This window comes from Microbacterium sp. Z10_103, from assembly GCF_058310455.1.
On record NZ_JBZEGK010000002.1, the window covers coordinates 20,698 to 43,477 of the forward strand.

Consider the following 22,780-nt stretch of genomic DNA (forward strand, 5'->3'; position numbering starts at 1 on the left):
AACTATGAGTGACGCGGTGATCGCCTACATCGAGCGAGCGGTAGCGGGCGGGCAGCTCTCCCCCGGCGACCGACTCCCCACCGAGCGGGCACTGGCGGAGTCGCTCGTCCTACCGCGCAGCGCCGTGCGACGCTCACTCGGCGAGCTCGAGCGGGAAGGTCGCGTCATCCGCCACGTCGGGCGCGGCACCTTCCTCGCGGGCCACTCACTGCCGTCCTCGGGTCAGCCGCTCATGACCAGCCCCGCCGAGATCATGGATACCCGGATCATCCTGGAGCCGGAGATCGCCTTCCACGCCGCCCAGAATGCGACCCCGGGTGATCTGGAACGGATCGAGACGTTCATGAAACGTGGGAACGCCGCTGAGTCCTACGACGAGTTCGAGAACTGGGACTCGGCCTTCCACCGCGCGATCGCCGCCTCCGTGCATAACGGGCTGCTCCTGCACAGCTTCGATGCCATGAACACCGCACGCGACCTTCCGCTGTGGGGGACCAGCAAGCGCCGCGCCGCGACTGCCGATCGACGCAAAGCCTATGAAGCCCAGCACGACGAGCTGCTCACGGCTCTCGTGGATCGGGACCCGGCGGCTGCGCGGCAGGCGATGCTCACACATCTGGAGTCGGTGAGGACCAACCTCCTGAATCCGCCGCGTTGATCAGGGGGCGAAGTCGGTGGTGACTCCGAGCTCGCGCGATGCTTCGAGGTCCGCCGTCAAAGCCTCCAGGCGTCCCTCGGCGAGACCGATAGAGTCGCTGCCGAGCATCTGGTGCAGCGGCGCCGTGCCGGCGGTCGCCACGGCGATGATGGCGGCAGCGACCTTCGCGGGGTCACCGGGCTGCGAGCCGGCGACCTCGTTGAGGTGCTGGTCCACCATGCTCCGAATGGCGGGGTAGGCGTCGGTCGTGTCCAGCGGCTGGGCCAGGGACACCGGGTTCAGGAAGTCGGTGCGCATGTAGCCGGGCTCGACCAGGTTGACCTTGATGTCGAAATCGGCGACCTCGGCTGCCAGCGACTCCGTGATCGCGGTCAGCGCGAACTTGCCCGCGGTGTAAAGGCTCCAGCCCGGGAACGACAGCAGGCCGAGGATGGAGGACACATTGATGACGTGTCCGCTGCGGTTAGCGCGGAAGTCGGGCAGCACGGAGCGCAGCACGTTCCAGACACCGAAGATCTGCACGTCGAACATGGTGCGCGCGTCGGCGTCGGTGACCTCTTCGACGGCCGCGAGGTAGCCGTAGCCGGCGTTGTTCACGACGACGTCCAGACCGCCGAAACGCTCCTTGGTCCGGTCCACGGCGTGCTGGACCTGCGCCTGGTCGGCCAGGTTCACAGTGAGGGCGAGCAGGCGGGACGTGTCCGTTCCGTCGAGAGCCTTGAGCACGTCGCCGGCCGAGCGACTGGCGGCCGCCACGTTGTCGCCGCGCTGCAGAAGCTGCTTGACGAGCTCGAGGCCCAGGCCTCGGGACGTGCCGGTGACGAACCACGTGGCCGGACGATCGGTGGGGTAAGCCATGACGTTGTCTCCTTCGAAGTCGACGTGTCGGCTCGATCGCCGACGTGTCCAGCTTGGCTACTCGGCCCACGCCGAAACGGTCCATAAGACGTCCGGATGATCCTGGCCGGCGGCCGCCTAGGACTCGGAGGTCCACCCTTCGGCCGCCTCTAGGGCGGGCGGAGAGTGAGAATGAAGGATGTCCGAGAAGAACACCGAGCTGGCCGACTTCCTTCGCCGTGCCCGGAGCGTTTGTGATGCCTCGCGAGCGGGACTACCGGCAGACGGTCGAGTGCGCCGGGTGCCGGGGCTACGCCGGGAAGAAGTCGCCTTCCTTGCGGGGGTGTCGACGGATTATTACGCACGGCTCGAGCAAGGCAGGCCCATCGTCCCGTCGGAATCCGTCCTGGACGCCATCGGCAGGGCATTGGAACTCGACGCGGCAGGACGGGCGCATCTCGCCGATCTCGTCGACCTGGGAGTGGTACCCCCGCAGCCACGTGCGCACCCTGTACAACGCGTTCGCCCGGGTGTTCATCAGCTGATCGAAACGGTCGAGGATGTTCCGATCCTCGTGCTCGGACGCCGCGCCGACGTTCTCGCTCAGAACCGAATGGGGAAGGCCCTTTTCGCCGACTTCGAGCGCTTTCCCGCGCGCCAACGCAACTACGCGCGATGGATGCTCCTCGATGAGGAAGCGCGACGCTTGTTCGTGGACTGGGAGGAGCAGGCGCGTCCGGCCGTGGAGAGCCTTCGCTTCGAGGCCGGCACCGATCCCGACGACCGCGCCACGGCCGAGCTGATCGCTGAGCTACGCGAACACAGCCCGGAGTTCCTTCGATGGTGGGACGAGCATCGCGTCTACCAGCGCACGTACGGCAGCAAGCGCCTGCGTCACCCGGTCGTCGGCGACCTCACCGTCGACTACGAGACCCTGACTCTCCCGGGCGACCCGCGCACCACGCTGTACATGTACTCCCCCGAACCGAATTCGCCGTCCGAGCGCGCATTGAGGATGCTCGACAGCTGGTCGCTGACGGCTGACAAGGCCATCACGTCACCCTCGGACCTCTGACCGACAGGCCGCACGCCCGACACCGCCGCACGCTCGTGCGTGTCGAGGCCACGGGGCGGTTTCCCGGAGGTGGAGGCTTCCTCTCCGTGGGCCGGGGCCTCGGCAGAGGGTTACTCGCGATGCACGGACGCTGCCGACCGCTCGGAGGCCGGGTAGTAGGCCGATCTCGCGAGAGCGGATAGGGCGTCGCGCGACGGCGTACCGGCCTCGGCGGTGAAGATGAAGAGCATCTGCTCGGCATCGCCCGGTGGCAAGAGCGTTTCGTAGTTGATGGAGAGTTCACCGACCATCGGATGCTGGAGGCGCAGCGACCCGAAGGTCGGCCGGGTCACTCGATGCTCGGTCCACCATCGGGGGAAGTCCACGCTGTGGTCTTTCAGTTCTCGTATCAGCTCGTGCGCCCTGGGGTCGTCGGGGTACCGGCCGAAGTCGAGCCGCAGCGTCTCCGCAGTGACTCGGGCCTGCACCTCCCAGTCGAGGAAAAGGTCTCGCGCTTGGTCGGCGAGGAAGACCCACCGGGCGAAGTTCCTGTCTCGCGGCCGCAGCCGGTCGAAGTCGGCGAACAGCAGTCGCGCGAGGCGGTTGGTCGCCAGGATGTCGGTGTGGCGGCCGAGGATGAGCGCCGGCTCGCCCGTCAGCGCCTCGAGCAACTGATGAAGCCCCGGCCTGACCCGCTGCGCACGGGTGGGAGGGGCGGAAGGACGGACCCGTGTTGACGCACTCACGAGATGCCCGAGATGGGCTCTCTGGGCTTCGCTGAAGTCCAGAGCACGAGCAATCGCATCGAGCACAGCCCCGGACGGACTAATGCGGCGTCCCTGTTCCAGCCGGGTGTAGTAGTCCGTCGACAGGCCGGCCAGCATGGCGACTTCCTCGCGGCGCAACCCCGGTACGCGCCTGATCCGGCCGTCCGTGGGGAGGCCGGCACGTCCGCGATCCGCACTGTTCCGCGCGCGCCGCAGGAAATCCGCGAGTTCTGTGTTCAGCTCCGACATCTGCGCCGTCCCCACACGCCGAGGAATCCTCCACTACACCAATTGCACCCAATAATTTACATGGTCCGGATTGGCTACATGGTAGCGCCAGAACGGAGGTTGTCAAAGCATCCGTTGCCCGGCATTGGTGTCGATTGGTCGTACGAGAGGCGCCGCGGAGCCAGTCCCGGCCTCTGGCATCGTCATCGCGTCGGGTCGGTACTGGGTGAGTGGGCGTGGCGGCCACACGTACGGGAGTTGATCTCCGAGGTCGTCGCGCACTTCTTGCGGGGCGGGAGCCATCCGCCTCCATCGAGCGCGGGAAAGCAGAACCGGTGGCGCCCCGCGGTCCGCGGAGCGCCACCGGTGGTCATGCGGACACGAACTCCAGCAGGGCGGCGTTCACCTGGTCGGCGTGCGTCCAGAGCAGGCCGTGCGGAGCACCATCCAGCTCCACGTATCGCGCCTCGGGGACCAGAGCCGCGAACGGACGCCCGGTCGCGTCGATCGGCAGAATCCGGTCCCCGGTTCCGTGGAGGATGAGGATGGGCTTGCCGGTCTCCCGAACTGCCCGGATGTCGCCACGGAAGTCCTCGATCCAGGCGGGAACGACCGCGTGGGCCGCGACGGGCGCGCTCCGGGTGGCGGTGTTCCAGTTGGCGCGCACGACTTCCTCGGAGATCGGGGGCGTCTCATCGAGGTTGTAGAAGTTGGCCAAGAACTGGGTGAACCATGCGTAGCGATCTGCACGCGCCGTCGCAATGATGCCGTCGAACACCTCCTGGGGAACGCCGGTCGGGTTGCCGTCGGCCTGAACCAGGAACGGTTGCAGTGATGCGAGGAACGCCAGCTTGGACACGCGCCCGGCCCCGTATTTCGAGACGTATCGTGCGAGCTCGCCGGTACCCATGGAGAACCCCACCAGGATGACGTCCTGCAGGTCGAGGTGGGTGAGCAGCACATCCAAGTCCGCCGCGAACGTGTCGTAGTTGTAGCCGCCGGCAGGCTTGGAGGAGTCGCCGAAGCCGCGGCGATCGTACGTGATCACGCGGTAGCCGCGGTCGAGGAGGACGGCAGTCTGCTTCTCCCAGCTCGTGCCGTCCAGCGGGTACCCGTGGATGAGGACGACCGGCTGACCGTCGCCTTGGTCTTCGTAGTGGATCTCGATGTCAGTGGAGTTCTGACGACCGACCTGGAGCTTTGACATGATGGGGTTTCCTTTCTCGGGTGCCGAGACGCAGGGTGCATCCCGGGCTAGTGCAATACGTCGAGCAGGACATCGCGGGCAGCATCGGCGACCACGACGTCCTGATCGGGAGTACCGGAGCTCACACCGACGGCGCCGATGAGGTTTCCCGGACGATGATGGGCAGTCCGCCGTCCAGATTGATGGACCGAGCGCCCGTGGCGAGAGCGAGGTCGAGGCCGAGCTGCGGCGGCAACGCTCCGATCGCCGATTCCAGGGATGCAGCCGTTCGAGCCTTTGAAATGGCGGAGTGCGGGGCCAGGAAGGGCGGGCCATCCATCCTGACGAATGGCGATCTAGTAGGTGACCACGGCCTTGAACCGGATGTCGCCGCTGACGACCTTGTCGTACGCTTCCGCGACGCGCTCCTTGGGGAACAGCTCGATCATCGGGGTCACTTCGCCGCGGGCGACGAAGTCGAGCGCCTCGACGAGGTACTCGTAGCCGTTGTGGGCTGAGCCGATGATCTGGTAGCTGTTGGAGACCAGCGGCAATGCCGGGAGGCTGAACTCGTCGGTGGCGATCCCCATCATGACGACCTTGCCCCAGGGGCGCAGTCCCTCGATCGCGCTCGCGACGGAGGCGTGGTTGCTGCTGGTGTGCATGATCAGGTCGGCGCCACCGGCCGCCTTCAGCCCAGCGCCGTCGGAGACGACCTCGTCGGCACCGAGCTCGCGGGCGAGATCGGCCTTGTCCGGGCTGTGCGTCACGGCCGTCACGTGATAGCCCGCGGCCTTGGCGTACTGGATCGCGAGGTGGCCGAGACCACCGATGCCGACAACCGCAATCCGGCCGGAAGGCTTCGTTTCGGCGCGGCGGATAGCCGCCCAGACCGTGAATCCGGCGCAGAGCGTCGGCGCGGCGAGTTCGTAGGACACGCCGTCGGGAAGGAGGACCGTTCCGTCGACATCGGCCGCGATGTACTCGGCGTGGGCGCCGTCCACGTTGACACCCGTGAGGATGGGGTTGGCGCAGTTCGCTGCCGTGACGAAGCTGTTCGGGTGCTGCTCCTTGCAGAACTCGCACTTGCCACACCGCTTCTGGATCATCGGCATGCCGACACGATCGCCGATCTTGCGCTGCGTGACGCCCGCACCGACGGCAACGACTTCACCGACGCCTTCGTGTCCGAGCACCAGGGGGAACTCACGGAACGACAGAGTGCCGTTCGCCATCCACACGTCGGTGCCACAGATCGCACAGGCGTGAACGCGCACGAGCACCTGGTTCGGACCTGCCTCCGGCCGGTCCCTATCCTGTAGCTCCCAGGGCGCATCGACCTCGGCGACCACCACAGACTGCATTTGAGTAACCATCGCTCATCCTTCCGGTTGTGTTGAACTCACGGCGCAAGTCCAACAGCCGGAAGGGCGCCGGCACGGGCCATAACGAGCCCAGTTCGACCTAGCACGCGCCAACCGAGGACGCCGCGGACCAGGTGAGCCACCCGGCCCCTCGCCGGACGGACTGCATAGGACTCAGCGGGCCACCCATGCTCGTCCGTCGTGGGCGGTCGTCGTCGACGGGATCGGATACACCCGCAACGGACTAGGCGAAGCGTCGAAATTGTACCGGCGTGCCCAGCGCACTCACCGGGCCGTGTTCATCGATGGCAAGGCCACGCTGAATGCCGTCGACCCCGCATATAAGAAGAAGTACCGCGGCCCCGGCCTGCGCGCGGTCGTCTCCCCGGGCACGCGCCAGTACATGACGAGGGTCGTCCCGACACCGGTAGCCCGACGACCCCCGTGAACGGTACTCGGGCGCGGACTCCTCGACCGCTCTGACGGGGATCACACGTCGGCAAGGCGACGCGAGAGTGTCCAGGCGATCGCTGCCGCGATGACCGCGATGACCGCGATGGCGAGCCACGCGAGAGGAGCGCCGTCGAGACTGGCGTAGACGATGCCGAAGACGAGCGGACCCCCGCCGCTGCCGAGATACGATCCCGTCTGGACGATTCCGGTCGCGCTCGGCGTCGCCGGCCCCGCGATGCGGGCGACGACATAATGTGTGAGTCCCGTCCAGCCCCATCCGGGCCCCAGCGCGAGGACGATGCCGATCGCGAAGACGACGGGGTTCGGGAAGACGAGCAGGATCGCGCCGACAGCACCGGCGCCGAGCAGCGCCGACGCGACCGGCAGAGCGATGCGCCCCCCGACCCGATCCGCGAGGATTCCCACGACGATGCGGCAGGCCGCTCCGAGGAGCGACCCGACACTCAGCAGGACGCCAGCCGCGGCATCCGTGATCCCGCGATCGATCGCGGCCGTGACCGAGTACGCAGAGACGGCGCCGGCGGCCGCGGCGCCCAGAGTCGTCGCGGACGCCAAGAAAAGGAGGGTGCGCAGGAGGGATGCAGGGAGCCGCTCGTGCGCGCGGCGACGCATTCCGGGCGCCTGTCGCGACGGCGCCCACGCGAGGAAGACCACTATGAGCAGGACGACGACGAGCGCCGCCGCCACGTACGCCCAGGGCCAGCCGGCGGCGAGCGCGATGAGTGGAACCGTGAGGCCAGCGAGGAACGCCGCGAACGGCACGGCGGCCTGTTTGACGCCGAGCGCTGTGGCCATGCGGCCCGGCGCGACGTACGACCCGATGAGCGCGTTGCTCGCGGGGTGCCCCAAGCCGTTCGCCGCGCCGCCGAGCATCGCCCAGGCGACGAGCCAGTGCCAGTCGGCCACGAGCAGCGCGCTGCCGAGGAGGCTCGCGGTGGCGCCACCGAGTGTCACGAGTGTCGCTGCGCGCGTTCCGATCGCCGAGATGATGCGACCCGACGCCATCGAGACGGCAGCCGCGACCGCCCAGAACGCTGCGACCGCGACGCCCAACGCCCATGCAGGCGCGTGGATGTCGGACTGCAACTGCACGAACAGCGCGCCGATGAGGAAGACGGGGAGTCCGCCCGCGATCGTCGTACCCGCACCGAGGACAACTGCCGCGCGTCCCGTGCCGCGAAGGATCACCAGGCCATGGCCATGGTGTCGCGGTGGGGCAACGGGAGTGGGGTGAGACCGTCGTCGAGTCGGAAGATCGGACGCCATCTCCTGGTGTCGTCGAGGCGTGCGAAGTTGACGTCGGTGTCGCCCGGTGTCATCCCCATGAAGGCGCTACCGGCCTCGTCGATCTGCCCCGCGAAGAGGTATCCCGATCCGGCGATGGCGATGCGCACTGCGCGCTCCTCAGTTCTCGATCGAGCCGACGACCGGCACGAGCACAGGCTCGAGGTCGGGGTGGAATCCCGTGTCGAGCGGATAGATCGGACGCCACACCCGCGTGAACTCGAGCTGCGAGAAGTCGAGCTCGGTTCCGCCGGGGGTGAAGGCCATGAAGGTGCTCGCCGCGAGCGCCGCCTGGCCGGGGAACATGTAGCCGTTCTTGACGACGACCACGTCGTACGCGCTCAAGTCGTGCCACACCTGTCCGCGGCGATGGATGTTCGTGGGGTCCTCAAGCGACGTGAATTTGATGCGGCTGATGTGCAGCGCGACGTGGACCTTCCCGTTGTCGACGACCGCGGCGACGACGCCCTCGCCGAAGATGCCGTCGACGAGCTCGACGACGGTCCACGGACCCGGCGCGGCAGGCGCGAAGCGGTCGTCGGTGCGCGCGCCGATCCTGCGGTTCAGGATGCCGCCGACACCGACCTCGACGGCCTCTGCGACCGCCTCGGGGTCGACGATCCCGGCGAAGAGGAACTTCTTGCCGCTCGCCAGAATGTCCTCGTCGGCGAGCGTCTGCGTCAGCGCGTAGGTGATGTCGCCCGAACCGCCAGCGGTCACGTTGTCGCCGGCATCCGAGATCCAGATCTGGCTCGGCGCGCCGCCGCGTACGAAGTCCAGCGCCTGATCCCACGTGCCGGAGTCCTCGATCACGATGCGGAAATCGTCGCGCGCGGCCCAGTAGATATCGGCGAGTTCGCGAGCCGTGGCGACAACCGCATCTTCGTCGTATCCCGTCACCATGACGGCGGCGGCGTTGCGGTCTTCATCCGCCCACGCGAAACCGACCCACATCGATGTGTCGACGATTCCGGGGCGTTCGCTAGCAGGCTGCGCCGCACCGTAAACGGATGCCCCCGGTTCCACCGTCGTGCTCGTGCGCTCACCAGGAAGGAGCAGGGGCACGCGCACCCACGCCTTGAGGGGCTTGCGGCCGTCCTGGAGGACACGGACGAGATTGATGATCGCGCGCTCCCGCGTGATCTGGTTGTCGATGTGCGGCGAGTGACGGTGCGCCGTCGCGAGATCGACCAGGGACGCGAGCTCTTCGCTGAAGTTGCCGTGGGGGTCCATCGACATCGAGATGACGGTGTCGTCGCCGACGACGGCACGGATGCGTCGCAGCAGATACTCTTCGGCGCGCAGGCGTCCGTCCACGTAGGCGGCGCCATGCAGATCGATGTAAAGGCCGTCGATCGGTCCGGCTTCTGTCAGACGCTCGACGATCTCCTCGACGAGCGTGTCGAAGGCTTCTGGGACGACGGGGCCGCCCGCGGCGCCTTGCGAGCGCACCGTCGGAATCCACTCGATCTCGTCATCTACGTCGCCCAGGATGCGGGCGAGGTCGTAGCGCGCTAGCAGTTCCTCATCGCGCTGGATCTCGAAGTAGTCGAGATCCGTCACGTGCTGGGAGAACATGCTGGACTCGGTGCCGAAGCCCGCGATGGCGATGCGCATACGACCTCCTGGGGTGAGGGTGAGGATTGCGCTCTTATTGCGCTACGTTGCGCACCACTACACCATACGTAGGTTTCGTCCGCGTGTCACGGGCTCGGTTGCACAACGAACGCGACGCGGTCTCCGGCAGCAGAAGGAGTGTCAGACGACCGCGGGCGGCTCCGTCGACTCGCCGTCGACGACCGCAACGGGCGGGGGAGCGCATGGCCGTGCCATCGCAGATTTCGTCCCTGTGCAGTAAGGCGCCCACACACCTGCCCGATGACGAACCCGAGCGACGCCACAGATACAGAAAACCCCCGCAACAACGGGGGTTTCCTCTGGCGGGCGACGGGGGAATTTGCCGCCTCGCAGCGACCTCAGGTCCGAATGAAGGGCAGGAGCGTGGCGTTGACCTCGTCGGCGTGGGTCCACAGCATCCCGTGCGGCGCGCCGTCGATCTCGACATACTCCGCGTCGGGAAGAAGCTCGTGGAAGGGGCGAGCGGTGGCGTCGATGGGAAGCGTGCGATCTGCCGTGCCGTGCATGATCAGCACCGGCTTTCCCGAGGCCCGCACGGCGGCGACGTCGGCGCGGAAGTCCTCGATCCAGCTGGGCACGACCGCATAGGCTGCGACGGGGGCCGAGCGGGTGGCAGTGTTCCAGCTGGCGGTCACGACCTCAGAGCTGATCCGCGAGCCGAGGTTCTCATCGAGGTTGTAGAAGTCGCTGTAGAACTGCGTGTACCACGCGAAGCGGTCAGCTTTGGCGGTTGCAATGATGCCGTCGAACACCTCCCGCGGCACACCCGTGGGGTTGTCGTCGGTCTGCACGAGGAACGGCTCGAGCGAGGCGAGGAACGCGAGCTTCGCCACGCGCTCGTGCCCGTACCGACCGACGTAGCGCGCGAGCTCACCGGTACCCATCGAGAATCCGACCAGGATCACGTCGTGAAGATCGAGAGTGGTCAGCAGGGCGTTCAGGTCACTGGCGAACGTGTCGTAGTCGTAGCCGCTTCCGACCTTGCTCGAGTCACCGAAACCGCGACGGTCGTACGTAATGACCCGGTAGCCCGCGGCGAGGATCTCGCGCTCCTGGCGCTCCCAGCTGGATCCGTCCAGCGGGTAGCCGTGAATGAGGACCACGGGCTGGCCGGCACCGCGGTCGGTGTAGGCGATCTCGATGGGGGCACTGTTCTCGGTGCCGACAGTGATGGTTGCCATGGTGTTCTCTCTCCTTCGACTGCGAGAACGATCGTTCTCAGCTCGTGGATCCACCGTAGAGAACGATCGTTCTCGCGTCAAGTACACTGGCAGATATGACGGACGACATCGCGGAGAAGATCATCGACACCGCCGAACGCCTGTATTACGCCAAAGGTTTCGCGGCGGTCGGGATGGACGAGTTGCGTCAGAACGCGGGGGTGTCCCTGCGCCGGCTGTACAGCCTGTTCCCCTCCAAGAGTGACATCGTGCTCGCGGTGCTCGCGCGCAAGCATGAGCGCTGGGAGCGAGAGCTCGATGAGCACCTCGCGCGCGAGGCGGATGCCGTCGCGCGTCTTCTCGCGATCTACGACTACCTCCTCACGTGGTTTCACACCGGCGACTTCCGCGGGTGTGGCTTCATCAACGCGTTCGGCGAACTCGGCGGGCAGGACGAGAACGTCGCCGCCGCCGTCCGCGAACACAAGGCTTCCTTCCAGCGCCGCGTCGCCGAACTCGTCAAGGAAGCCGGCGGCTCCCCTGCCCTCGGAGCGCAATTGGCGATCCTCGCCGAAGGGGCGCAGACCACGGCCGCCATTGCAGGCGATCCCGCCGCCGCAGGAGAGGCGCGAGCCGCCGCGGAGGTCCTCATCCGCGCCGCTCTCGGTCCCGCTTCCCAGGAGTGATGCGCCGGCACGGGAGCGCTAGCCCTCACCGATTCAAGCGCGGAACTTACCGGCCGCTCGAAGCCCGACCGAGGACGGGCGTGGCGGATGCGATCTTCCGCCGAGCATCTCTCGGAAGGCGAGGCGGATATGCTCGAGCGGTTTTTCCCAGCTTCCCACGCGGCCGAACGAGGCAAGGCGAGCGCAGCGGCGCGAGCCCTCTGTGGGTCCACGGCGGTGGCCTGCTCTTCGGCATTCATCACGTGGGTTGACATCGAGCTGTTCGCCCAGGAAGACCGCACCTACGCCGAGGCCCTCCGGCTGGGGGCATCCCGGTGACGACCGAGGTTGTCGAGCGGGCACCCCCATGGATTCGAGAACTGCGCCAGGGACACGCCCGCCGGGCAAGCCCTCCTCGGTCGAGGCGCAAGGAGTGGCTGCAGGAAGCGACCGGACGGGGATGCGGGTTTCAGGCGACCTCACGATGCCTGTCCGCCCCTCACCAACCGAGCAGGGCAAGGATCCCCGAGGCAACGACCGCGACGGATCCCGTCCATAGGACGATCGCCACGATCTGCCAGAGAATCACCCACTCCTTACGGACACCTGACGCGATGAAGAATGCGGCGGTCAGCATGGTCGGCAACGCGAGAGGTGCGAGAAGACTGGCACCCGGTACGCCGAACCTGACCAGCCACCGCCCCAGCTTCGCTCGGCCTTTCGATGGGCGATCCGAGTTCGCATCACCGCTCGACCCGCCCCCCGTCGAGGAGGTCGCTAGACCCGATCCGTCACCTACGGCGGCGGGCGTAAGCGACTCTGCTCTCACGGAGCGACGGGCAATGACACCGCCGCGGATGCGCGAACCCAGGAGAACCACGGCGACGACGCACAGGACGTTTCCCACGATGGCAGCAAGGGCGGCGACGATCGGGTTGATGCCCGCGATGATTCCGAACGCGGCCGCTCCCTCACCCTCGATGTAGGGGATGGCGGCAACGGCCGCGACCATCAGGGGCTGGAGGACGTCGGGAACCTGGTTGATGAAGTCCTGCAGCCAGGGGTACGGATGGTCCATAACTCGTCTCTTCTGATCTGGATGGCGGCGTGCGGCAGGGATTCGCCGCGTGATCACCTCAGTGAAGGCCGTGTTCCGGCGACAGGGTCAAGCGAGGGCCGGCGAATCGCATTCGAGCGCCTCCTCGCTTGACCCTGTTCCGAAGACACGGTCTTGAATGGGCGAGTCCCAGAGAATTCAGCGCAGCGACGAGAGGATTCGACCGCAATGGCTCGGCACTCTCCCGCGGCGACTGGGGGGCCTTCGCTGCCTCGAGTGCGGTGACTCGCACGATGAACGCAGTCGTCATGAACGCGGTGATCGCGGCGACGGTCCTGCCACGCCTTGAACGGGTCGCGGGGCCAATTTGACCCTGTCCCGGGCACAAGGGTTCCACTGACAGCACTCAGATTCGAGGAGACCATAGTGACGAACCTTCCGCATCAGATGCCACCGACCCCACCGACCGTGAAGGCCGAAGTGGACCGGCTGCCCGGCTGGCCGGAGATCCTCGCGGGTCTCGGCGCCGCGGCCGCGGCGATAGCAGCGCTCGTGCTATTGGCCCCGGTCCTTCCCACTGAACCGGTCGCCTACGGGCTGACCTTGGCTGCGTGGTCGGCGGGCGTCGGCTTCGTGGGCTTCGGTGCAGCGCTCGCGATCCGCATCCGTTCGCTGTCTGCGTTCGGAGTACGACGCACCACCTGGCGATGGCTCCTCATCGGGTTGGGCGCCGGAGTCGTGGCATTACTCCTGAAAGGTGTCGTCAACGCGGCGATCATCGCGCTCACCGGCTTCGATGAGGACGCGCAGGCTCCCTTCCAGGTGGCCGGCAACGGAGGGACCCTCGCACTGATCGTGACCTTTGCGTGCCTCGCGTTCCTCGTGCCCTTCGGAGAGGAACTGCTGTTCCGCGGTGTCGTCATGCGAGGTCTCCTGCGGTATGGGGCGGTGGTGGCCGTGCTGGGAAGCTCTGTCATCTTCGCCCTGTTCCACGGGATCAACCTGGCGCTCCCCACCGCGCTGGTGGTCGGCATCATCGCGGCGGAGATCGCCCGACGTTCCGGATCGATCTGGCCGGCTGTCGTCGTCCACGTTGTGAACAACCTCGCCCTCCCCCTGTTCGTGCTGATCCTCGGGCTCGGGTCGGCCGGCTGACCTCAGCCCCGTCGACGTTCGGGATGACAGGACGAAGAAGAACCATGGGCTTATACGAGGCAACCGTGCAGATCGTTCCGGTTCTCATGATCGCTTTGTTCGTAGACTCGCGCACCGCGAAGGTGAATCCATCTCGCTCTGTGCGGGTGCAGAATCGCCTCTACATCGTGCTGAGCGTCGGGGCGTTCGTTGTCGCGCTTCTCACGGTCGCACGAATTCTGGAACCGAGCCGGCTCACCCAGGCGGTCGTATTGGGCGCGCTCATCGGATGCATCGTTCTGATGGGCGTCCAGGCCTGGTCGCGGCTCGGCAGATCATCGACTTCTCGTACCGACTGACCACACCGAACGACTCCAACAGCGTGCCGACGTCCCGCCGGACGCCGGTTGACCCTGTTCCGGGCACATGGGTTGTGATCGAGGTCAATGCGCTCGCAGAAGCAGAGCGCGAACGATCGGCGAGGAGAACCACATGCTTACGCGATGGAAAGATCACGGGAAAACGCGATGGATAGGGGCGGGGGTGGCGACCGTCGCCGCCGCGTCCCTGCTGCTGGTCGCGGGCTGCAGTGGTGCGTCACCAGACGACGGGGAGAGCGCGAGCACCGTCGGGCTGGAACAATTCATGGATCAGGATCTCGAATTCGGGGCGTGCGACCCGACCATCGTGAGCTCGCAACCGCCTGTTCCCGAGATCATCGCGGTGGCAGAGGAAACCGAGTGCGCCACGCTTGAGGTGCCGATCGATTATGAGAAGCCTGACGGCGAAACCATCGACATCGCGGTAACCCGCAACGCCGCCACCGGCGACGACCGTATCGGGTCTGTCGTGCTGAATCCGGGCGGCCCGGGCGTCCAGGCGACGACGTTCGCACCGCTTATCGCCGCCCTGTGGACGGGTGGCCCCATCCCGGAACGTTTCGACATCGTCGGATTCGACCCGCGCGGAGTCGGGCTGACCGACCCCGCGGTCGACTGTTATACGGACGAAGAACGCGACGCCGACGAACCTCTCGCGGCTCTCGGTGCGTGGAGCGAGCAGTCGGCGCGCGCCATCGTCGAGAAGTGTGCTGCGGGATCTGGTGGAGAAGAGATGCTCGCGCACCTTGGCACCCGTGATGTCGCACGCGATATGGACGTGCTCCGCTCAGCGCTCGGCGACGACAAGCTCACCTACGCGGGTGCAAGCTACGGCACGCGGCTCGGATCGGTGTATGCCGAGATGTTCCCCGACAACGTTCGCGCCCTCGTCCTCGACGGCGCGGTAGACCCGCGCAAGAACACCCGGGATCGCCGGATCCAGCTCAGTGAGGGACTACAGGCCTCGTTCCAGCGCTTCGCCGACTTCTGCGCGATGCAGGGGTCGTGCCCCCTGGGAAGCGACCCCGCACATGCGACCTCCGCAGCGCAGGAGCTTCTCCAACCGCTCGCGGACGAGCCGCTGGTGGCCGCTGACGGCCGGAATGTCGGCTTCCTCGCCGCGGGCGAAGGCATCATCTCCGGCCTGTACGCGGAAGCCACCTGGCCCGCCATCATCGCCGGGCTGTCGGAGCTGCAAGCGGGGCGACCCGACACGATTCTTGCGCTTCGTGACGCCTACTACGGCCGGTCCGAGACCGGAGAGTACGCCAACGATTACGAAGCTACCTTCGCCATCAATTGCATCGACGAGGAACGGCTCACGGCGGAGGAGATGGCCGCTCTGGGCAATGATCTCAACGACGCGGTGCCGTTCCTCGATCCAGGCACCGAGCCTCCTACGCAGGACGGGTGCGAGTTCTGGCCGTCCGAGCCGACACTTGGTTTCCCCTATGCCACCGGCATCGAGGGGCTTCCTGAGGTGCTCGTGACCTCGGTGACGGGCGATCCCGTGACGCCTCACGAGGGCGGCATCAGCCTGGCCGAGACCCTCGGCGCGCGGTTACTGACGGTCGACGGAAACCAGCACGGATCGTTCGCCTCGCGCAACGAGTGCGTTGACGGGGTTGTGGCCGGCTACCTCATCGACCTCGAGCTGCCGGAAGAGGGAGCGCGCTGTGCACTGGAGGCTGTCTCAGTGACGCTGTCTCAGTGACGCTGTCTCAGTGACGCTGTCTCAGTGACGCTGTCTCAGTGAGCCGGCTTCGGTGAGTGCGGCCTTGACCCGGTGGGTGCCACACGGTGTGCACGGAGCGTCATGCACGATGACGACGACCACCCGAGGGCCAAGACGATGACGGTAAGGGAGCCGCGGCGGCCAGGACGTGGGGCGAGCGCCGTCTCGATGGTTGCAGCCGGCGCAGCCGCCGCGGTTCTGTCATCGGGATGTGTGCCCGCCGCGCCGGTGGACGCACCATCCGGATCCCCCGACCGCGCGGCGCTCGCCGGCTTCTCTCTGCAGCCACGGCGAACGGCGAGAGCCCAGCGGCACGGCCGCGTCGGCTCAGGCTAGGACGGCCGTGGCTTCGATCTCGACCAGCAGCTCCGGAGTCCACAGCGCCTGCACGCCGATCACCGTGATCGGTGGCAGGGGAGTGCTGAGCCCATCCGAGGTCTGGGCTCGGGCGGTGCCCTCTAGAAGGCCTGTCGCCATCTCCTGCGACCAGCCGACGACGTAGATCGTGAGTCGCGCGATGTCGCTGGCGTCTCCTCCCGCACCTTTCACGCCGGTGACGACGTTCTGCAGGGCAACGTGGATCTGCCCGGCGAGGTCTGCGAAGGTGACCTCCCCAGACGCCGTCACCGATGCCTGTCCGGCGAGAAGCACGATGCGGGTTCCGGTCGCGACAGCGACAGGAGCGTAATCCTCTTGCTGCAGCAACCCTTCGGGGTGAATGAGGCGGACGGTCATCGGACATTCCTTTCGTCGTAGGACGAGGCACGAGGTGAGGCGCACGAGGGGACCCGCCCGAAAGCGCACCTCGCGCTCGGAGTAAAGACCCTGTCGTCGCCACAGAGTCAAGGTCGTCACGGCTCACGGCGAACTTCGGGGCAGCAGCTGATCCTTCGCGGCCCACTCTTGACCGTGTGGTGACAACACCGTGTTAGCTCACGGTCGTGTGGCGATGAAACCGACGGAGGCGGCGATGACTGACCTGAACAGAGTGGGCGAGGGATTCCTCCTGGGCTTGGCCGGAGTATCCGCCACCCTCCTGGGGACGTTCATCGTCGGAGTGTTCTTCTACATCGACTCCGACATGCATCGACGGCTGGCCGGTTCGGAAGCAGCAGACATCTACCAACGATCGGCTATGCGGTGGGTCTTCGCCGCGTACTCGATCCCCTTGCTGGTCCCTCTGATACTGGTGGCGATGGAGCCGCTCTGGGGGGCGATGGCATTCGCTGTTCTCAGCGCCGTCCTGACACTCATGACCATCGACACCGGACGTCGCCTCGTGGTCCGCGACGGGTCCGGGAGGTCGCGGACACTCGTCGTCAATGAGTGGATGACCACAGCAGCAGTTCTCGTCGCCATCATCCTGCCTTGGGCGCTCGGCGGCTGGATGCCGGAACCCGCCGAGTTCGCACCGTCCTTGCTCGTCATTCTCGCGTGCGGGTTTGCGAGCACGGCAGCGCTGGTCATGGCTCAATTCGACGCAACGAAGGGGCTCAACGTCCCGACGGCTGCCTCCGCGGCACGCGGTGGGGTCCCGAGCGACAAGGCCGCGAACGACCATCCGCTCGGTCAGGCGGGTTCTTGACCGGTGGCGACTCGTGTCGTGGTCTCAACGACCGTGCTCTTCACTGATGGAATTGGCGCCGTCGACAGTGATCAACTGGCCGGTGACGTAGGACGCTCCATCCCCCGCGAGGAAGGCGATCACGTGCGCGACTTCCTCCGGAGTGCCGGAGCGGCCGACGGGCGTCGCCGCGCCCATGGCGCGCTCGTGATCGGACGCTAACGCCGTGTCGATCCATCCCGGTGCGACGGCATTCACCGTGATGCCGATGGAGGCCGTCTCGATCGCCACCGCGCGAGTCAGCCCGACGATTCCCGCCTTCGCCGCGTGGTACGCGATGTCTCCCGGATACGCCGCGACCGGTCCGGACACCGACGAAACGTTGACGATCCGGCCGTAGCCGGCCGACCGCATCCCCTTGACGACTGCCCGGATCATCAGGAACGAGGTGGTCAGGTTGCGCTCCAACGACGCGTGCCAGTGCAGCGCGGACAGTCGGTCGATCCCTCCGGGTGCCTCTGAGCCGGACACCGACGTCATGCCGGCGTTGTTGATGAGCACCTCGACGCTGCCGTAGGCACTCTCCGCGCACGCGACCACGGCATCGACGCCGCCCTGCTGCCGGAGATCGGCGACCACTCCCTGCGCCTCGACGCCAGAGGCTCGCAGCTCGTCGATTCGGTTGAAGATGCGGTCGGTCGTCGACGTCAGGACCACGCGCATCCCTGCGACGCCGAGAAGACGGGCCGCGGCGAAGCCGATGCCGTGCTCGCTGCCGGCGCCGGTAATGATGACAACACGCTGACGGGACAGTGTCACGGTAGGACCTCGTTCTTGTGGTTGATGGTCTGCCAAGCACAGACCCTGTGCTGGGGACCAGGTCAACCAATCCGCCCACCCCTCGGCGCCCGGTATGCGCAACCTAGTCCGCCAGGGACACTTACGTGCTTTCCACCGACGCGAGAGATTCGCCTCCGCCGTGATGCTGACTGAACAACCAGGAGAGCAACAAGAACGGACACCACCATGAGCGGACAATCAATCCCTGCCCAGTCCGGCAGCACAGCGCCGGCGCATCCCGCACCGAGTGTGTCGCCTCTGGCCCGCGCCCGGGCCACGTCAAGCGAGCAAGACACCCGGTACGTTGCCGGTGTCAGCCTGGCTGCAGTGCTGGGCGGCACGCTCCTGGGCGTGAACTGCGCACAGAGATCTGTCTGATGGCGCCGCGAGAAAGCTCGGTCCGGAAGAAGTTGAGATGACCTGGAGTACGCGTGAAGTGGCGGAACTGGCGGGCACGACCGTCAATACCGTTCGCCATTACCATCGACTCGGCCTGCTCGACGAGCCCCGACGCCGGTACAACGGTTACAAGCAGTACGGGGTGCAGGACCTCGTGCGGCTCTTGCGGATCCGACGTCTGGCGGAGTTGAGCGTGCCGCTGTCTCACATCAAGCGGTTGACCGCCGGGGACGAAAGCACTCCGGACGACCTATCGAAGGTGGACTCGGAGCTCGAGGCGAAGATCGAGCGCCTGCAGCGAGCGCGGGAGGACATCGCCACGATCCTTCGCGAGGACGCGCCGGCCGATTCGCCGGCGGGCTTCGCCTCCGTCGCGTCGCGAATGTCCGAATCGGACACGTCGATCATCCACATCTACACGCAGCTCTACGACGCGGATGCCATGGCGGATATGCGGCGCATGGTGGAAGTCGACGCCGACGAGGGCGCGGTCGGGGAGTTGATCAACGCGCTCCCTCCGGATGCGGGTGAGGAGACCCGGCAGGCCCTGGCCGAACGCCTCGCGCCGACGCTCGCCAGGAACCTCATCACCTATCCCTGGCTGCGAGACCCGGGCCGCCACCTGTGCACGAATAAGCGCGTCGCGCAGAGGACGATCATCGAGGCGGTGGCAGAGCTGTACAACTCCGCCCAACTCGACGTCTTCTCGCGTGCGGGCGCGATGGCGCACGACGCGTTGCGGACGGGACAGGGGAATCCCGAGACCTTCGAAGGGGCCCGTTCACCCAGGGCCGAGCGAGCCCCGGCAGGGCTTTTCCGCGAGGCATCCCTCTCCGATAAATGATCGCCCCGCGAGCGCGCCCGTGCACGCGGCGTTGCCCTTCGTAGCCGTCTGTGTGTCTGCTTCCGCATAATGATGTGGTGACCACATGCTTCGGTTGCAGGGGGCGAGTGCCGCGTATCGGGAGCGACCGTGTCGCAGCTTCTGGGTAGAGACCGGGAGCGCCACACCGTCGAGCAGCTGCTGGTCGCGGCGCAAGCCGGGCACAGCAGGGCGCTGGTGGTGCGCGGCGTTGCGGGAATAGGCAAGACGGCGCTGCTGGAGCATCTGCGCGATGCGGCGATCGTCTCCCGATTCCGCGTCGAGTCCTCGACGGGGGTCGAGGCCGAGACGCAGTTTGCTTTCGCAGGACTTCATCAGTTCTGTGCCCGGTTCCTCGATCACCTGGACGCCCTGCCCGAGCCGCAGCAGTTGGCCCTGGGCGTCGCCCTGGGGACTCGAAGCGGCCCCGCGCCGGACAAGTTCCTGATCGGACTCGCGACGCTCAACCTCGTCGCCGAAGTCGCCGAGCACGGGCCGTTGCTGTGTGTCATCGATGACGCGCAGTGGCTGGACCAGGCTTCGGCCGAGGTTCTCGCGTTCGTGGCCCGGCGCATCGATGCCGAGGGGCTGGTGATGGCATTCGGCGTGCGCGATGTCCGCGACGGCGACATCGACTGCATGAGCGTCTTCTCCGGCCTGCTCGAGCTGCCGTTGACGGGACTCGATCGAACGGCGGCGCGGATGCTGTTGGACACGGCATTCCGGGCGCCCGTGGACGAGACGGTGCGCGAACGGATCATCGCGGAAGCGCGAGGAAACCCCCTCGCCCTGCTGGAGCTGCCGGCGAACGTCCCGGCGGCGAGGCTTGCGGGCGGCTTCGAACTACCGGATCTGTCGGATGTCCCGGAGCGTGTCGAGCGCGGATTCCTGCGCCGCTCGCGCGACCTGCCGGAAACGACGCAGCTGCTGCTGCTCGCTGCCGCGGCCGATCCCACCGGCGACCCCACCTTGCTCGGCCGGGCGTCCGCGGAACTCGGTGCGGCTGCGGATACATCCGCACCCGCCGAAGCAGCCGGGCTGATCGAGATCGATTCGAAGGTGCGATTTCGCCACCCTCTTGTGCGCTCGGCGGTGTACCGGTCCGCAGACGCAGCGAGTCGCCGCCGCGTCCACGGTGCGTTGGCCGCCGCCACCGACGCAGCGCTCGATCCCGATCGACGCGCGTGGCACCGGGCCCACGCAGTCCAGGGGGTCGACGAAGAGGTCGCCGCAGAGTTGGAACGCTCGGCAGGGCGGGCGCGGTCTCGCGGGGGTCACGCCGCGGCCGGCGCATTCCTGCGGCGGTCGACAGAACTCACCCCTGGCGTCGCAGACCGGACACGGCGCGCGCTGGAAGCGGCGCACGCGATGCACAACGCCGGGGCATCCGAGGCGGCGTTGGACCTGCTCGCAACCGCAGAGGACGGGTCGCCCGACCCGTTGCACGTCGCTCGCGTCGCACTGCTGCGCGCTCAGATCGCGTTTCATCGCACTCGCGGCGTGGAAGTGCCGCAGATGCTGGTGCATGCTGCCGCGACGCTTGCCCCGTTCGACCCTGCGCTGTCTCGTGAGACCTACCTGCACGCGCTGGATGCGGCGATCGTCAGTGGCGCCCCCGACGCGATGAGCATCGCCCGCACCGCACTGGCCGCGGTACCGGACCAGACCCCTCGGCCCGTTGATCTCTTTCTCGAAGGACTCGCGGTGACGATGGTCGACGGATACTCGGCGGGCGTCCCGGTCGTGCGTTCGGCGCTCGACGCGCTAAGTGTCGAGACGCGCCCAGACGCCGAACGGGAGACGGGGAGCGAGCCGTGGCTCTGGCTGGCTGGCCGAGTCGCCGTCGGCATCCTCGATGATGAGCGCGCGCACCAGATCGCCGAGCGGAATGTCGCCTCGTCTCGCTCCACGGGGGCGCTGGCGGGGCTCCCCAGAGCGCTCACCCTTCACGCCAACATCCTGGCCATCAGCGGCGAGCTCACCCGAGCGGGAGAGCTCGCCATGGAAGCGGAGGCGATCACCGAGTCGATGGGCGTGCCACCACTGCGCCATGCCGCGGCCATGCTGTCGGCGTGGCGTGGCGACCGGGCCGCTGTCGAACGTTCGAACAGCCTCACTCTCCAGACGGACAAGAGTCCCATCCGGAGCGCACAGGCGGCGTTCGCCAGCTACGCGAGCGCGGTGCTTCACAACGGTCTCGGCGAGTACTCGACCGCGCAGGAGGCGGCGGCCGCGACGTGTGAGTCTGCCGAACTCTCCCTCAGCACCGTCGGCCTGCCCGAGTTGATCGAGGCGTCCGTCAGGGCGGGCGACACGGAGACCGCGGCGCAATCACTCGAGCGTCTCAGCGCCCGCACCCGAGCCAGCGGTACGGCGTGGGCTGCCGGTCTGGAGGCACGTTCCCGCGCACTGACGATCAGCGGCGCCGCCGCCGAAGAGTCCTATCTTGAAGCGATCAGCCAGCTCAGCGCGTCGAGGATTGCCAGCGAGGCCGCCCGTGCTTACCTGGTCTACGGCGAATGGTTGCGCCGCGAAGGGCGCCGCCACGAGGCTCGCGAGCAACTCCGCACCGCCCATGATCTGCTGTCAGATATGGGGATCGAGGCGTTCGCCGCGCGAGCCGCGCGCGAGCTGCATGCCACCGGCGAGTATCCGCGAAAGCGGACTGCCCGGCAGACCGACGGGCTCACGGCTCAGGAACTTCAGATCGCACGGTTGGTGGCCACCGGCGCGACGTCGCGGGAGGTCGGCGCGCAGCTGTATTTGAGCCCGCGCACGATCGAATCCCACCTGCGCAACATCTTCCGGAAACTCGACATCACGTCCCGCAGGCAGCTCAAGGATCTGCAGCTGACCTGACGCGGACGCATGCGCCGTGCGGTCATCGGTTGACTCCGTTCTGAGAACACGGTGTCTGCTTGCGACCACGGGTCGGTTCTCTCTCCCACACGGGATAGCGACCGGGAACCGATATCGAGGAGTACGAGCATAGGAGGAGTCACATGCGTCCGTTCGTGGACAAGGTGATGCCGGCCGCTTGGAAGGCGGTTGTCGCGTTCTCGTCGGTGATCCGCGAGGACGCGGTGCGGCGAGGAGTCTCCGCGCAGGAGTCTGAGCTCATCAAGGTGCGCGCCTCACAGATCAACGGCTGTGCGTTCTGCCTCGACCTGCATTCGCGTGAGGCGAGACAGGCCGGGGTATCTCAGCAGAAGCTGGACCTACTGCCGGCCTGGCGGGACAGCGGTCTCTTCGACGAACGGGAGAGAGCGGTACTCGCGGTAGCCGAGGCAACCACGGAGCTTCCCCTGTCCGAGCAGTCGGCCGCCGAGCTGTCGGGTGCCATCGCTGTTCTCGGCGAGTCGACATTCGTGGCGACCGAATGGGTGGCGATCGCGATTAATGCGTTCAACCGGATCTCCATCCTCAGCGAGCATCCGGTCCGTCCTCGGGATCTCGAAGGAAAACTCGTCAGATGACGCGCACCGGTGTGCGAC

General features: G+C 67.0%; 23 protein-coding genes. 11 read left to right on the top strand and 12 right to left on the bottom strand.

What is annotated here, in order from left to right:
* The first annotated feature begins 4 nt into the window (after positions 1–4).
* Positions 5–658: a FadR/GntR family transcriptional regulator gene (locus tag AC4FS2_RS16860; RefSeq protein WP_491154659.1), complete on the top strand. Its 654-nt coding sequence runs from the start codon at positions 5–7 to the stop codon at positions 656–658.
* On the opposite strand, the gene AC4FS2_RS16865 is transcribed toward AC4FS2_RS16860, so the two are convergent.
* Positions 659–1,516, bottom strand: coding sequence for an SDR family NAD(P)-dependent oxidoreductase (locus tag AC4FS2_RS16865; RefSeq protein ID WP_491154661.1), 858 nt, complete (start codon positions 1,514–1,516; stop codon positions 659–661). It abuts the gene before it with no gap.
* A 178-nt stretch (positions 1,517–1,694) separates the two neighbouring features.
* On the opposite strand from AC4FS2_RS16865, the gene AC4FS2_RS16870 reads away from it, so the two are divergent.
* The gene (locus AC4FS2_RS16870) at positions 1,695–2,570 is read left to right on the top strand and encodes a helix-turn-helix transcriptional regulator (protein WP_491154662.1); all 876 of its coding nucleotides are present in this window, start codon (positions 1,695–1,697) and stop codon (positions 2,568–2,570) included.
* 110 nt (positions 2,571–2,680) lie between these two features.
* Here the strand turns inward: AC4FS2_RS16870 and AC4FS2_RS16875 are convergent, their stop codons facing one another.
* The 4 genes from AC4FS2_RS16875 to AC4FS2_RS16890 form a co-directional block, all read right to left on the bottom strand.
* Positions 2,681–3,565: a helix-turn-helix transcriptional regulator gene (locus tag AC4FS2_RS16875; protein ID WP_491154664.1), complete on the bottom strand. Its 885-nt coding sequence runs from the start codon at positions 3,563–3,565 to the stop codon at positions 2,681–2,683.
* A gap of 349 nt (positions 3,566–3,914) precedes the next feature.
* A complete protein-coding gene (locus tag AC4FS2_RS16880) occupies positions 3,915–4,751 on the bottom strand; it encodes an alpha/beta fold hydrolase (protein ID WP_491154666.1) in 837 nt (278 codons plus the stop codon).
* Positions 4,752–4,872: 121 nt separating this feature from the next.
* Positions 4,873–5,070, bottom strand: a complete 198-nt coding sequence (locus AC4FS2_RS16885; RefSeq protein ID WP_491154668.1) for a hypothetical protein — start codon at positions 5,068–5,070, stop codon at positions 4,873–4,875.
* 16 nt (positions 5,071–5,086) lie between these two features.
* Complete coding sequence (locus tag AC4FS2_RS16890) at positions 5,087–6,106, bottom strand: alcohol dehydrogenase catalytic domain-containing protein (protein WP_491154669.1); 1,020 nt, start codon at positions 6,104–6,106, stop codon at positions 5,087–5,089.
* Between the two features lie 283 nt (positions 6,107–6,389).
* Between AC4FS2_RS16890 and AC4FS2_RS16895 the strand changes: the two genes are divergently transcribed.
* Positions 6,390–6,542 (top strand): hypothetical protein, encoded by a 153-nt coding sequence (locus AC4FS2_RS16895; protein ID WP_491154671.1) that lies wholly within the window; start codon positions 6,390–6,392, stop codon positions 6,540–6,542.
* A 41-nt stretch (positions 6,543–6,583) separates the two neighbouring features.
* Here the strand turns inward: AC4FS2_RS16895 and AC4FS2_RS16900 are convergent, their stop codons facing one another.
* The 4 genes from AC4FS2_RS16900 to AC4FS2_RS16915 all read right to left on the bottom strand — a co-directional run bounded on the left by AC4FS2_RS16900 (position 6,584) and on the right by AC4FS2_RS16915 (position 10,671).
* Entirely contained in the window at positions 6,584–7,756 is a 1,173-nt protein-coding gene (locus tag AC4FS2_RS16900; RefSeq protein WP_491154672.1) for an MFS transporter, read from the bottom strand.
* The gene (locus AC4FS2_RS16905; protein ID WP_491154674.1) at positions 7,753–7,962 is read right to left on the bottom strand and encodes a hypothetical protein; all 210 of its coding nucleotides are present in this window, start codon (positions 7,960–7,962) and stop codon (positions 7,753–7,755) included. The genes AC4FS2_RS16900 and AC4FS2_RS16905 overlap by 4 nt, the downstream gene beginning before the upstream one ends.
* Before the next feature lie 10 nt (positions 7,963–7,972).
* Positions 7,973–9,469 (bottom strand): M81 family metallopeptidase, encoded by a 1,497-nt coding sequence (locus tag AC4FS2_RS16910; RefSeq protein WP_491154676.1) that lies wholly within the window; start codon positions 9,467–9,469, stop codon positions 7,973–7,975.
* A gap of 359 nt (positions 9,470–9,828) precedes the next feature.
* Positions 9,829–10,671, bottom strand: coding sequence for an alpha/beta fold hydrolase (locus tag AC4FS2_RS16915; RefSeq protein ID WP_491154678.1), 843 nt, complete (start codon positions 10,669–10,671; stop codon positions 9,829–9,831).
* Positions 10,672–10,766: 95 nt separating this feature from the next.
* Between AC4FS2_RS16915 and AC4FS2_RS16920 the strand changes: the two genes are divergently transcribed.
* On the top strand, positions 10,767–11,336 hold the full coding sequence (locus tag AC4FS2_RS16920) for a TetR/AcrR family transcriptional regulator (protein WP_491154680.1): 570 nt from the start codon (positions 10,767–10,769) through the stop codon (positions 11,334–11,336).
* Positions 11,337–11,814: 478 nt separating this feature from the next.
* Here AC4FS2_RS16920 and AC4FS2_RS16925 read toward each other — a convergent pair whose 3' ends face one another.
* Positions 11,815–12,393, bottom strand: a complete 579-nt coding sequence (locus AC4FS2_RS16925; protein ID WP_491154682.1) for a small multidrug efflux protein — start codon at positions 12,391–12,393, stop codon at positions 11,815–11,817.
* 405 nt (positions 12,394–12,798) lie between these two features.
* Here AC4FS2_RS16925 and AC4FS2_RS16930 point away from each other — a divergent pair, with 405 nt between their 5' ends.
* The 3 genes from AC4FS2_RS16930 to AC4FS2_RS16940 all read left to right on the top strand — a co-directional run bounded on the left by AC4FS2_RS16930 (position 12,799) and on the right by AC4FS2_RS16940 (position 15,600).
* Positions 12,799–13,527, top strand: coding sequence for a CPBP family intramembrane glutamic endopeptidase (locus tag AC4FS2_RS16930; protein ID WP_491154684.1), 729 nt, complete (start codon positions 12,799–12,801; stop codon positions 13,525–13,527).
* Between the two features lie 65 nt (positions 13,528–13,592).
* Entirely contained in the window at positions 13,593–13,865 is a 273-nt protein-coding gene (locus tag AC4FS2_RS16935; protein WP_491154686.1) for a hypothetical protein, read from the top strand.
* 184 nt (positions 13,866–14,049) lie between these two features.
* Complete coding sequence (locus AC4FS2_RS16940; protein WP_491154688.1) at positions 14,050–15,600, top strand: alpha/beta hydrolase; 1,551 nt, start codon at positions 14,050–14,052, stop codon at positions 15,598–15,600.
* A 348-nt stretch (positions 15,601–15,948) separates the two neighbouring features.
* On the opposite strand, the gene AC4FS2_RS16945 is transcribed toward AC4FS2_RS16940, so the two are convergent.
* Positions 15,949–16,356: a RidA family protein gene (locus tag AC4FS2_RS16945; protein WP_491154689.1), complete on the bottom strand. Its 408-nt coding sequence runs from the start codon at positions 16,354–16,356 to the stop codon at positions 15,949–15,951.
* A 235-nt stretch (positions 16,357–16,591) separates the two neighbouring features.
* Here AC4FS2_RS16945 and AC4FS2_RS16950 point away from each other — a divergent pair, with 235 nt between their 5' ends.
* Complete coding sequence (locus tag AC4FS2_RS16950; RefSeq protein ID WP_491154691.1) at positions 16,592–17,206, top strand: hypothetical protein; 615 nt, start codon at positions 16,592–16,594, stop codon at positions 17,204–17,206.
* Between the two features lie 24 nt (positions 17,207–17,230).
* Here AC4FS2_RS16950 and AC4FS2_RS16955 read toward each other — a convergent pair whose 3' ends face one another.
* Positions 17,231–18,004 carry an SDR family NAD(P)-dependent oxidoreductase gene (locus AC4FS2_RS16955; RefSeq protein ID WP_491154693.1) on the bottom strand — a complete coding sequence of 258 codons (774 nt, stop codon included), beginning with the start codon at positions 18,002–18,004 and terminating at the stop codon, positions 17,231–17,233.
* A 436-nt stretch (positions 18,005–18,440) separates the two neighbouring features.
* Between AC4FS2_RS16955 and AC4FS2_RS16960 the strand changes: the two genes are divergently transcribed.
* The 3 genes from AC4FS2_RS16960 (at position 18,441) to AC4FS2_RS16970 (ending at position 22,762) form a co-directional block, all read left to right on the top strand.
* Positions 18,441–19,268, top strand: coding sequence for a MerR family transcriptional regulator (locus AC4FS2_RS16960; RefSeq protein WP_491154695.1), 828 nt, complete (start codon positions 18,441–18,443; stop codon positions 19,266–19,268).
* A 129-nt stretch (positions 19,269–19,397) separates the two neighbouring features.
* Positions 19,398–22,145 (top strand): ATP-binding protein, encoded by a 2,748-nt coding sequence (locus AC4FS2_RS16965; protein ID WP_491154696.1) that lies wholly within the window; start codon positions 19,398–19,400, stop codon positions 22,143–22,145.
* A 155-nt stretch (positions 22,146–22,300) separates the two neighbouring features.
* Entirely contained in the window at positions 22,301–22,762 is a 462-nt protein-coding gene (locus AC4FS2_RS16970; RefSeq protein ID WP_491177883.1) for a carboxymuconolactone decarboxylase family protein, read from the top strand.
* The last annotated feature ends 18 nt before the right edge of the window (positions 22,763–22,780 follow it).

Coding starts and splice junctions, on each gene's coding strand:
- AC4FS2_RS16860 (WP_491154659.1), top strand. CDS start 5: ATGAGTGACGCGGTGATCGCCTACATCGAGCGAGCGGTAGCGGGCGGG.
- AC4FS2_RS16865 (WP_491154661.1), bottom strand. CDS start 1,516: ATGGCTTACCCCACCGATCGTCCGGCCACGTGGTTCGTCACCGGCACG.
- AC4FS2_RS16870 (WP_491154662.1), top strand. CDS start 1,695: ATGTCCGAGAAGAACACCGAGCTGGCCGACTTCCTTCGCCGTGCCCGG.
- AC4FS2_RS16875 (WP_491154664.1), bottom strand. CDS start 3,565: ATGTCGGAGCTGAACACAGAACTCGCGGATTTCCTGCGGCGCGCGCGG.
- AC4FS2_RS16880 (WP_491154666.1), bottom strand. CDS start 4,751: ATGTCAAAGCTCCAGGTCGGTCGTCAGAACTCCACTGACATCGAGATC.
- AC4FS2_RS16885 (WP_491154668.1), bottom strand. CDS start 5,070: ATGGATGGCCCGCCCTTCCTGGCCCCGCACTCCGCCATTTCAAAGGCT.
- AC4FS2_RS16890 (WP_491154669.1), bottom strand. CDS start 6,106: ATGGTTACTCAAATGCAGTCTGTGGTGGTCGCCGAGGTCGATGCGCCC.
- AC4FS2_RS16910 (WP_491154676.1), bottom strand. CDS start 9,469: ATGCGCATCGCCATCGCGGGCTTCGGCACCGAGTCCAGCATGTTCTCC.
- AC4FS2_RS16915 (WP_491154678.1), bottom strand. CDS start 10,671: ATGGCAACCATCACTGTCGGCACCGAGAACAGTGCCCCCATCGAGATC.
- AC4FS2_RS16920 (WP_491154680.1), top strand. CDS start 10,767: ATGACGGACGACATCGCGGAGAAGATCATCGACACCGCCGAACGCCTG.
- AC4FS2_RS16925 (WP_491154682.1), bottom strand. CDS start 12,393: ATGGACCATCCGTACCCCTGGCTGCAGGACTTCATCAACCAGGTTCCC.
- AC4FS2_RS16945 (WP_491154689.1), bottom strand. CDS start 16,356: ATGACCGTCCGCCTCATTCACCCCGAAGGGTTGCTGCAGCAAGAGGAT.
- AC4FS2_RS16950 (WP_491154691.1), top strand. CDS start 16,592: ATGACTGACCTGAACAGAGTGGGCGAGGGATTCCTCCTGGGCTTGGCC.
- AC4FS2_RS16960 (WP_491154695.1), top strand. CDS start 18,441: ATGACCTGGAGTACGCGTGAAGTGGCGGAACTGGCGGGCACGACCGTC.